The sequence below is a fragment of the Bradyrhizobium sp. Leo78 genome (genome assembly GCF_059512425.1).
On record NZ_JCAMOT010000008.1, the window covers coordinates 274,167 to 284,150 of the forward strand.

Here is a 9,984-nt window from a genome sequence, read left to right on the forward strand (position 1 = left end):
GCTCCGCGGGCGGAACCGGGTCATCCACCGCTTTGTAGCTCGTGGCTCCGATGCCCCCGACGGCCCAACGCAACAGTGTGGCGTTGGGCTCCAATCGAGCGGGCCGGCCGATGGTCCTACAGCGACCGCCTGAGCAAACGCGCGACCTCGCCGATGATGCCGCGGCGGAAGGTCAGCACGCAGGCGACGAAAATGACGCCCTGGATCACGGTCACCCACTGGCCGTAACCGGCCAGATATTGCTGCATGGCGATGATGATGAAGGCGCCGACCACGGGACCGAAGATGGTGCCGAGGCCGCCAACCAGCGTCATCAGCACGATCTCGCCGGACATCGACCAGTGCACGTCGGTCAGCGAGGCGTTCTGGGCCACGAACACCTTGAGCGAGCCGGCAAAGCCCGCCAGCGTGCCAGACAGGATGAAGGCGAGCAGCTTGTACTGGTCGGTCTTGTAGCCGAGCGAAATCGCCCGCGGCTCGTTCTCGCGGATCGACTTCAGCACCTCGCCGAAGGGCGAGTTGATGGTCCGGTAGATCAGGAGGAAGCCGCCGAGGAAGCCGGCGAGCACGACGTAATAGAGCACTGTCGGCTTGGCGAGGTTGAAGACGCCGAACAGGAAGCCCTGCGGAATGCCCTGGATGCCGTCTTCGCCATGGGTAAACGGCGCCTGCAGGTAGATGAAGTAGAGGAGCTGCGACAGCGCCAGCGTGATCATCGAGAAGTAGATGCCCTGCCGGCGGATCGAGATGTAGCCGGTGATGACGGCAAGCCCGCAGGCCGCGGCCGTGCCGATGATGATGCCGAGCTCCGGCGGCAGCGCCCACACCTTCAGCGCATGCGCCGAGACGTAGCCGGCGGTGCCCAGGAACATCGCGTGGCCGAACGACAGCAGGCCGCCATAGCCGACCAAGAGGTTGAAGGCGCAGGCGAGCAGCGCAAAGCACAGCGCCTGCATCACGAAGAACGGATAGATGCCGGTGAGCGGCACGATGGCCAGCAGCACCGCCATCACGGCGAAGGCGACCATCTCGTCGCGCATCGCGCGCGGCGTGACCGGCAGGGTATCGTCGGTAAGTGCTGACATATCAGGCCGCCCGTCCAGTCAGTCCCGTCGGCTTCACAAGCAGGACCAGCACCATCAGAACGAACACGACGGTGTTGGAAGCCTCGGGGTAGAAATACTTGGTCAGTCCCTCGATCACGCCGAGCGCAAAACCGGTGATGATCGATCCCATGATCGATCCCATACCGCCGATCACCACCACCGCGAACACGACGATGATGAGGTCGGCGCCCATCAGCGGCCGGACCTGGTTGATCGGTGCCGACAGCACGCCCGCGAGCGCCGCAAGCCCGACGCCGAGGCCGTAGGTGAGCGTAATCATCCTCGGCACGTTGATGCCGAACGCGCGTACCAGCGTCGGATTTTCGGTCGCAGCGCGCAAGTAGGCGCCGAGCTGCGTCTTCTCGATCAGGAACCAGGTGGCCAGGCATATCACCAGCGAGAACACGACCACCCAGCCGCGATAGATCGGCAGGAACATGAAGCCGAGATTGATGCCGCCGCGGAGCGCGTCGGGAATCTGGTACGGCAGGCCGGAGGAGCCGAAATAGTTCTGGAAGATGCCCTGGATGATCAGCGCGATGCCGAAGGTCAGCAGCAGGCCATAGACGTGGTCGAGCCCGGACAGCCATTGCAGCATGGTCCGCTCCAGGATCATGCCGAAGATGCCGACCACGATGGGCGCGATGAGCAGCGCCCACCAATAGTTGATGCCGGCGATGTTGAGCAGGAAATAGGCGCAGAAGGCGCCCATCATGTAGAGCGCGCCATGGGCGAAATTGATGATGTTGAGCATGCCGAAGATCACGGCAAGCCCCAGGCTGAGCAGCGCGTAAAACGAGCCGTTGATCAGTCCCACAAGTAGCTGTGCGTAGAGAGCCTGCATCGCGTTGGCCTTCGCCCCCCTCCCCCCAAATGGAGCCCGCCGGCTTCACCGCCGGCGGGCGATGATAGTTACTTCTTGAGCAGCGCGCACTTGCTTTCGGAAAGCGGCGTGAACGCCTGGTCGGCCGGAACGGTGGCGACCAGCTTGTAGAAATCCCAGGGCCCCTTGGATTCCGAAGGCTTCTTCACCTCGAACAGGTACGCCGGATGGATGGCGCGGCCGTTCGGCTGGATTTCGCCCTTGCCAAACAGATCGTCCTCGGTCGGGATCGACTTCATCTTCTCCACGACCTTGACGCCGTCATGCGGATTGCCGCCAAGCGCTTCCAGCGCCTTGAAATAGTGACGCAGGCCCGCATAGACGCCGGCCTGAACCATGGACGGCATGGCGTGGTTCTTCGAACGCTCGCCGAAACGCTTGGCGAACGTCCGGGTCTGGTCGTTCATGTCCCAATAGAAGGTCTCGGTGAAGTTCAGGCCCTGCGCGACATCGAGCCCGAGCGCCTTGACGTCGGTGAGGAACAACAGCAGCGCCGCCAGCTTCTGGCCGCCGGAGACGATGCCGAATTCAGCCGCCTGCTTGATCGAGTTGGTGGTGTCGCCGCCCGCATTGGCAAGGCCGATGATCTTGGCCTTGGACGATTGCGCCTGCAGCAGGAAGGACGAGAAGTCCGAGGTGTTGAGCGGATGCTTGACGCTGCCGAGCACCTTGCCGCCATTGGCGGTGATGACGGCCGTCGTGTCGCGCTCCAACGCGGCGCCGAAGGCGTAGTCGGCGGTGAGGAAGAACCAGGTGTCACCGCCGGATTTCACCAGCGCCTGTCCGGTGGAATGCGCCAGCATGTAAGTGTCGTAGGTCCAATGCACCGTGTTCGGCGTGCACTGCGCGTTGGTCAGGTCCGAGGTCGCCGCGCCGGAGTTGATGTAGACGCCGTTCTTCTCCTTGACGACGTTGTTGACGGCAAGCGCCACGCCGGAATTCGGCACGTCGACGATGATGTCGACCTTGTCGACGTCGAACCACTGCCGCGCAATGGTGGAGCCGATGTCGGGCTTGTTCTGGTGATCCCCGGAAATGACGTCGATCTTCCAGCCCTTGGCGAGAAGCCCGGAGTCCTCAACCGCCATCTGCGCCGCGAGCGTCGAGCCGGGCCCGCCGAGATCTGAATAAAGCCCGGACTGGTCGGAGAGCGCACCGATCTTGACAGTCTTGTCCTGCGCAAGCGCGAGGCCAGCCGTAGCGAACGTCAGGGCGGTGCCAAGCAGCAACGCCGAAATCCTGTTCTTCATATGATTGTGGTCCTTCTTGCTTTTCTTGAGGTCGGCAATTCAGACGCCGAGATAAGTGTGGAGCTTGTCCATGTTGGCGGAGAGCTCCGAATTGGCAAAACCGTCGATCACCTTGCCGTGCTCGACAATGTAATACCGGTCAGCGACCGTCGACGCGAAACGGAAATTCTGCTCGACCAGCAGAATGGTAAAGCCCTCCGATTTGAGCCGCGCGATAGTATGGCCGATCTGCTGGATGATGACCGGCGCGAGCCCCTCGGTCGGTTCGTCCAGCATCAGGAAACGTGCGCCGGTGCGCAGGATGCGCGCAATCGCGAGCATCTGCTGCTCGCCGCCGGACAGCTTGGTGCCCTGGCTGGTGAGACGCTCCTTTAAATTCGGAAATAGATCGAAGATCTGGTCGAGCGACAGGCCCCCGGGGCGCACGGTCGGCGGCAGCAGCAGGTTTTCGCGAACGTCCAGGCTCGAGAAAATGCCGCGCTCCTCCGGACAGAAAGCGATGCCCATCCGCGCGATCCTGTCGGAGGACGCGCGGATGATCTCCTGATTCTCGAAGCGGATCGAACCGGAGCGCTTGCCGATGATTCCCATCACCGACTTCAGCGTGGTGGTCTTGCCGGCGCCGTTGCGCCCGAGCAGCGTGACCACCTCACCGGCATTCACTTGAAAATTGATGCCGTGCAGGATGTGGGACTCGCCATACCAGGCCTGGAGGTCCTTCACAGCCAACACCGGCGCGGCCGCAGGCTTTGCGGCCGGAGCTTCAGCCATTTTCAGCTCAGGCATGACCGGCTCCCAGATAGGCTTCCTTCACGCGCTCGTCCTTGGAGAGGTCGGCATAATGGCCCTCCGCGAGCACCTGCCCTCGCGTCAACACGGTGATGATGTCGGAAAGATTCGCCACCACCGAGAGGTTATGTTCGACCATCAGGATGGTGTATTTCGCGGAGATGCGCTTGATCAAGGCGGCAATCTTGTCGATGTCCTCATGGCCCATGCCGGCCATCGGCTCGTCCAGCAACATCATCTCCGGGTCGAGCGCGATCGTCGTTGCAATCTCCAGGGCGCGCTTGCGGCCATAGGGCATCTCGACGGCGGGAATGTTGGCGAACTCGCTCAGGCCGACATCGTCGAGCAACTCCAGCGCGCGGGCGTTGTAGCGGTCGAGCACGCTTTTCGAGCGCCAGAAATCGAAGGAATTGCCGTGTTGGCGCTGCAAAGCGACGCGAACATTCTCCAGCGCCGTCAGATGCGGGAAAACCGCCGAGATCTGAAACGAGCGCACCAATCCGAGACGCGCGACATCGGCCGGCGGCATCGCGGTGATGTCCTGCCCCTTATATGCAATCCGGCCGGCAGACGGCTTTAGGAATTTTGTCAGCAGGTTGAAGCATGTCGTCTTGCCGGCCCCGTTGGGCCCGATCAACGCATGGATGCTGCCGCGACGCACTTTCAACGCGACGTCGCGTACGGCAAAGAAACCCGCGAATTCCTTGGTCAATCCGTGGGTCTCGAGAATGAACTCGTCGGCCAAACAATTTCCCCCGTCGGCCTCGCTGCGATTGCGAGCGCGGCCAATCTTTTCCTGATCCGGTTGGTTTTCCGCGACCCCGGAAAACCATCCCGGACCGCCGCCTCCGGCGGCGGAATATGCCGATGCGACAAGGGTTAGGCAAGGTGGAAAGCAGAGCACTGTGGACGCACCCGTACCGGTTCCGCCTGCTCCAATAGTCCAATTGCGGCCACGCCCGATTTATCGCTTCGGAAAGTCGCCATTAACGGTGTTTTACTGCGCAGCCAAGCCTTCATAGAATATTTCCCGGTCAAGCCGATGCTCCGGCCATCTGGTCCTGGGACGGATTTTCGACCTTGGAATTCGAGAGCGCCAATTCATCGATCATTAAATCGATCCGGCAGCGCGATCTGCTGAACACCTGGCTCAGGCTTTATGCCCGTGACCAATCGACGCCCCGCGTCGATGAATATGAGCCGGAACGATTAGAGGATGAGAGGCTCGACCTCGTCCACTACGCGGTCGAAGCCGAACCGCAGCCGCCGCGATTGACGATCCAGAGCGAGGGCACGCGGATGGCGCATGCCTACGGGCACACTGGAAAGGGCCGCGCTCTCGACGATTATCTGGGCCCGCGCCTCGCACCGATCATTATGCCAGTCTACCACGAATGCATCGCGCGCGGCCTGCCGGTCTACACGATCGCACATGTCGACGACATCTATGGACGGCCGGTCGCCTATGAGCGGCTGCTCCTGCCATTTGGCGAAGACGGCCGGATCAGCCGCATCATCGCCTCGCTCAAGACGATCTGCGAAGACGGCCATTTCGAGATCAAGAACCTGATGCGCGGCGGCGACAAGCTGCCGGCGCCAAAGCTGTGCGCGGTTATCGATCGCGATCTCTTCCACCGCACCCCCGGCCGCCTCGCAGCCGCCGACGTGCTCGAATTCGATTAGGGCGGCACGCATAAACGCCGGCCTCTGCTTTGAGACGCAAACCGGAAACCGTTCGCTCGCTCTGAACCTTGCCGCTTTGACGCGAAACGGAAGTCACACCGTCGCCTATCGAATCGCTTGTTCAACCAGCCAACGCGCACCTTTCGCTACCGCTGAGATCGAGTCCGTCGGGGGCGCGCCTACTTCGGCGGAGACTTCAGAAGCGCGCGGATCTTGTCCGCGTCCGCGGGCGTTGCAGGATTGTAGATCACCATATTGAGGTCGGGCCGGCCATCGACGGCGAAAGCAGAAAATTCCATCGAGAGCGGTCCGGCGATGGGATGATGCAGGACTTTCACGCCATCGCCATGCCCCTGCACGTCGTTGTCACGCCACATGGCCCCGAATTCGGGGCTTGTCGCGCAGAGCTCATCGATCAGCGATTGCACATTGCGCGCCGCACCGGCGCGCGCCACATCCGCGCGGAAGGACGCCACCACATAACGCGCAACACTTTGCCAGTTGGACTGCGCTGCGCGCACGCGGCTATCGCGGAACATCAAGCGCAGAACATTGCGCTGCCCATCCGGCAGTTTGCTGTAATCGGTGAGGACCGTCGCGGCGGCCCTGTTCCACGCGATCAAATCCCATGTCGCCGTGCGAATAAAAGCGGGACTGCATTCCAGCGTGTCGAGCACGCGTTGCAGACGGGGTGAGATACCTTCGGGCGCACGATAGCGGACTTCGGGTGGCCGGCCCAGGCCGAGTAGAAACAGATGTTCGCGCTCCACGTCGGTCAGCATCATGGCGCGAGCAATGCGATCCAGCACATCGGCGGAAGGCGCGCCGCCGCGCCCCTGCTCCAGCCAAGTGTACCATGTGGCGCTCACATTCGCCCGCTGCGCCACTTCTTCGCGCCGAAGTCCCGGCGTTCGCCGCCGCTTTAGCGGAAAGCCGAATGCCGTAGGATCGAGCTTAGCGCGACGATCCTTGAGATAAGCCCCGAGCGAGTTCGCGTCCGTCATCCTGTTAGCGATTATACCTGTATAATCTCACTACTTTACCCGAATGATCAGCTTAGCAATATCCCGGCATTCTGAACAGGGAGTGCTTCTCATGCGCGTATTCGTCACCGGCGCCGCCGGATTTATCGGCACCGAAACTACAAAAGAACTCATCGCAAACGGGCATCAGGTTGTCGGCCTCGCGCGCTCGGAAGCGAACGTCGAGACGCTCGAGAAACTAGGCGCGGAGGTTCATCGCGGCTCGCTGCAGGACCTGGAAAGCCTGAAGCGCGGCGCAAGGGATTCGGACGGCGTGATCCATCTGGCCTTCATCCATGATTTCACGAAATTCGCGGAGAATGGCGCGATCGACAAGGCCGCCATCGAAGCAATGGGCGACGTGCTGGCTGGCACGAACAAGCCTTTCATCGTGACCTCGGGAACGGGCCTCATCGCGCCAGGTGTGGTGATCACCGAAGATATGCGACGCGATTCAAGCCCGCATGTTCCGCGCGTGTCCGAGCAGGCCGGTTTGGCCTATGCGTCGCGTGGCGTGCGCGCGATGGCGATACGCCTGCCGCAAGTGCATGGCGCCGACGGAAAAGCTGGGCTGATCACTTATCTGCTCGAGCTCGCGCGTCAAAAAGGCGCCGCCGCCTATGTCGGCGAAGGCGCCGAACGCTGGGCTGCGGCGCATAGGCAGGATGTCGCCCGCTTATACCGGCTTGCGTTGGAGAAGGGCGCGGTAGACGGAATTTACCACGCTGTTGGCGAAGAAGGCGTACCCATGCGCCAAGTCATCGAAGTGATCGGCCGCGCGTTGAATGTGCCGGTTGTTTCGATCAAGAAAGAAGAGGCGGCCGATTATTACGGGCCACTGGCAATGTTCGCCGGTTTGGACATGCCGGCCTCCAGCGCGTTGACGCAGCAGCGGTTGGGCTGGACGCCCACGGGGGCTAACTTGATCGCCGACATCGGCCAGCCGGGTTACTTCAAGGTTTGAGCGATCCGAGAGGTTTTCGAACACAAGCTCGAATACCAGCGCCCTAGCGTCTGCCGGCCGATTGACGCAAATACTTCGCTCTGCAAACCTCGCCCCCTTCGCGAGATCGGAGGGCGCGAGCGTGCTGCGTAGAGCGACACCGGAGCGACTGAGCACGTTCTCGGACGGCGTGTTCGCCGTGCTCATCACAGTGCTGGTCTTGGAATTGAGACCGCCGGAGCGGCCCACTTTCGAGGCGTTGCTGGCTCTCTGGCCGACGTGGCTAAGCTATGCCGTCAGTTACCTCTTCATCGCCATTGTCTGGGCCAATCACCACTACCTGATGCGCTACGCCGATGAGGCCACGCCGAGCCTGTTGTGGTTCAATTTCGCGCACCTGTTTTCGATGTCGCTGCTTCCCCTCTCCACGGCCTGGATGGCAGTGAGCGAACTCGCGCCGCAGCCGGTGGCGTTCTACGCGGCCGTTTTCTTCCTGGTGAACGCGACCTACATCGCGCTGATCTGGGAGCTCATCGATCGGACCCCCGACGGGAAGATTCCACCAAAGGTGCGCAGGATCATGCGCGTGCGGTCGCTGGCGACATTGTGCCTCTTCGGTGTGGCGACCGTTGTGGCGTTGAGATATCCGCTCGTCGGCCTTGGACTTTGCATCTGCTGCCTCATCGGTTATCTCAGTCCAGAACCGCCTTGGGCTCAGCAGCAGCGCGATGGAACCGCGGACTCACAAATCGACAACGACATCGCCGATCGGTCGTGAGCAGCAAACCAGAACGTTGCCATCAGCAGGCTTATCGAGCGGTTCCGGTCCATAGGCGACCGCGCCTGAAACCAGGCCGCTTTCACAGTTATGACAAACACCGGTCCGGCACGACCAACGAACCGGCACGTTGCACGCCTCGGCCAGCTCCAAGATGCTCTGATACGCCGACGCTTTCCAGTGTGCGGCAACGCCGCTTCGCGCGAACGATACCAGCGGACCGGTGTTGGCGTCGTCCTCCGGTGGATGAGGCGCACGCATCGGTGCGCCGACGATGCCGGGAGTCATCGACTCGCTGCCATTGAAAATTTCGACGTGAAGGCGCTCCGGCGGCACGCCAAATGACGCGAGCGCGGTTTTCATATCCGTCATGAAGCGGGTCGGCCCACAGAGATAGACATCGGCCTCTCGCGGGACGCCGACCTCGTCAAAGACCGATTGCGACAGATGCCCCGACGCGTCGAAGTCCTCGCCGATCTTATCGCCCGAGCCCGGGCGGCTGTAGCAAACATAACTGCGGCCGCGGGTGAGCGAGAGCAAGAGGCGACGAACTTCGGCAGCAAACGGATGGTGCTCTCGGTCACGCGCCGTGTGCAGCCACAAGATTTGCCGCGTCGAGTGTGCCTCCGCCAGGGCCTGCAGCATCGCCAGAACAGGCGTTGCCCCGATTCCCGCGCTGAGCAGCACCACAGGCCGCTCTCCGGACTGCAGAATGAAGCTTCCGCGCGGTGAGCTGACGTCGAGCACATCGCCCACCCGAAGATGCTCGCGCAGATAGGTTCCGCCAGCTCCATTCGGCTCGATTTTCACGCTGATCCGATAGCGCTGCGTCGAGGGAGGACCCGAGAGGGAGTAACTGCGAAAGAGTAGCGGGCCGCCAACGGTCGGTCGAAGACGTATGACGACGTACTGGCCAGGCAAAGCAGGTCGCAGCGGCCGACCATCCGGATCCTGCATTGACAGCGAGAGGACGTCCGCGGACTCCTGGTCGATCGCCGTAACGGCAAGTTGCCAAAATCCTGGCGCTACCGGGTGCGCAGCTGCTGCCGGCGCGAGCCCCGCGTTTCCGCTCCCCGCAGCAGTCGTTTGGTTCTGCAGCAATGCCTCAAACGACGATCGCCATCCAGGCGAAAGCGCCTCGATGCGCAAGGCGCGCTCCAATCGGTCACGCGCGTGATCGGGCGAATAGAGCAGCGCATTGATCTCGGCGACGGTCATTCGCTCGCTCGCCTCGCCCACCTTCACGATTTCATCGCCGGCACCCACCTCCCCTTCCCTTAGGACGCGGAAGTAGAACCCCGGCCGTCCGCTGGATGTCAGCAATGCCGGCATTCGTGGCTCGTTCATCCGAATGCCGACGCGATAGCAGGTCACGCGAGGCTGAGTGACCTCGAACAGCGCAGTGCCGATCCGGTAACGATCGCCGATGCACACGGCATCGTCGGACAGCCCTTCGATCGTGAAATTCTCGCCGAACTGTCCGTGGACGAAGTCGGTCCGGTTCAGTTGATCCTGCCAATGGCGATACGA

The 9,984-nt window shown here is 62.0% G+C and carries 10 protein-coding genes; 3 read left to right on the forward strand and 7 right to left on the reverse strand.

The window, feature by feature from the left end; genetic code table 11:
- Nucleotides 1–116: 116 nt before the first annotated feature.
- The 5 genes from AC5ZG1_RS13680 to AC5ZG1_RS13700 form a co-directional block, all read right to left on the reverse strand.
- On the reverse strand, nt 117–1,085 hold the full coding sequence (locus AC5ZG1_RS13680; RefSeq protein ID WP_028166034.1) for a branched-chain amino acid ABC transporter permease: 969 nt from the start codon (nt 1,083–1,085) through the stop codon (nt 117–119).
- A 1-nt stretch (nt 1,086) separates the two neighbouring features.
- Entirely contained in the window at nt 1,087–1,950 is an 864-nt protein-coding gene (locus AC5ZG1_RS13685; RefSeq protein ID WP_028166033.1) for a branched-chain amino acid ABC transporter permease, read from the reverse strand.
- A 68-nt stretch (nt 1,951–2,018) separates the two neighbouring features.
- Entirely contained in the window at nt 2,019–3,239 is a 1,221-nt protein-coding gene (locus AC5ZG1_RS13690) for an ABC transporter substrate-binding protein (protein ID WP_496133160.1), read from the reverse strand.
- A 39-nt stretch (nt 3,240–3,278) separates the two neighbouring features.
- Nucleotides 3,279–4,025, reverse strand: a complete 747-nt coding sequence (locus AC5ZG1_RS13695) for an ABC transporter ATP-binding protein (protein ID WP_028166031.1) — start codon at nt 4,023–4,025, stop codon at nt 3,279–3,281.
- Entirely contained in the window at nt 4,018–4,773 is a 756-nt protein-coding gene (locus AC5ZG1_RS13700; protein ID WP_028166030.1) for an ABC transporter ATP-binding protein, read from the reverse strand. Before AC5ZG1_RS13700 ends, AC5ZG1_RS13695 begins: the two co-directional genes overlap by 8 nt.
- 335 nt (nt 4,774–5,108) lie before the next feature.
- Between AC5ZG1_RS13700 and AC5ZG1_RS13705 the strand changes: the two genes are divergently transcribed.
- Nucleotides 5,109–5,711 (forward strand): PAS domain-containing protein, encoded by a 603-nt coding sequence (locus tag AC5ZG1_RS13705; protein WP_130226762.1) that lies wholly within the window; start codon nt 5,109–5,111, stop codon nt 5,709–5,711.
- Between the two features lie 179 nt (nt 5,712–5,890).
- On the opposite strand, the gene AC5ZG1_RS13710 is transcribed toward AC5ZG1_RS13705, so the two are convergent.
- Nucleotides 5,891–6,715 (reverse strand): helix-turn-helix transcriptional regulator, encoded by an 825-nt coding sequence (locus AC5ZG1_RS13710; protein ID WP_496133161.1) that lies wholly within the window; start codon nt 6,713–6,715, stop codon nt 5,891–5,893.
- 91 nt (nt 6,716–6,806) lie between these two features.
- Here AC5ZG1_RS13710 and AC5ZG1_RS13715 point away from each other — a divergent pair, with 91 nt between their 5' ends.
- Both AC5ZG1_RS13715 and AC5ZG1_RS13720 read left to right on the forward strand, forming a co-directional pair.
- Nucleotides 6,807–7,697, forward strand: coding sequence for an SDR family oxidoreductase (locus tag AC5ZG1_RS13715; RefSeq protein ID WP_456641713.1), 891 nt, complete (start codon nt 6,807–6,809; stop codon nt 7,695–7,697).
- A gap of 121 nt (nt 7,698–7,818) precedes the next feature.
- Nucleotides 7,819–8,454, forward strand: coding sequence for a TMEM175 family protein (locus AC5ZG1_RS13720; RefSeq protein WP_496133162.1), 636 nt, complete (start codon nt 7,819–7,821; stop codon nt 8,452–8,454).
- Here the strand turns inward: AC5ZG1_RS13720 and AC5ZG1_RS13725 are convergent.
- On the reverse strand, nt 8,419–9,984 hold a 1,566-nt coding region (locus tag AC5ZG1_RS13725; RefSeq protein WP_496133163.1), incomplete at its 5' end, for an MOSC domain-containing protein. The two genes, AC5ZG1_RS13720 and AC5ZG1_RS13725, sit on opposite strands and share 36 nt — an antisense overlap.

Coding starts and splice junctions, on each gene's coding strand:
- AC5ZG1_RS13715 (WP_456641713.1), top strand. CDS start 6,807: ATGCGCGTATTCGTCACCGGCGCCGCCGGATTTATCGGCACCGAAACT.
- AC5ZG1_RS13695 (WP_028166031.1), bottom strand. CDS start 4,025: ATGCCTGAGCTGAAAATGGCTGAAGCTCCGGCCGCAAAGCCTGCGGCC.
- AC5ZG1_RS13710 (WP_496133161.1), bottom strand. CDS start 6,715: ATGACGGACGCGAACTCGCTCGGGGCTTATCTCAAGGATCGTCGCGCT.
- AC5ZG1_RS13680 (WP_028166034.1), bottom strand. CDS start 1,085: ATGTCAGCACTTACCGACGATACCCTGCCGGTCACGCCGCGCGCGATG.
- AC5ZG1_RS13690 (WP_496133160.1), bottom strand. CDS start 3,239: ATGAAGAACAGGATTTCGGCGTTGCTGCTTGGCACCGCCCTGACGTTC.
- AC5ZG1_RS13685 (WP_028166033.1), bottom strand. CDS start 1,950: ATGCAGGCTCTCTACGCACAGCTACTTGTGGGACTGATCAACGGCTCG.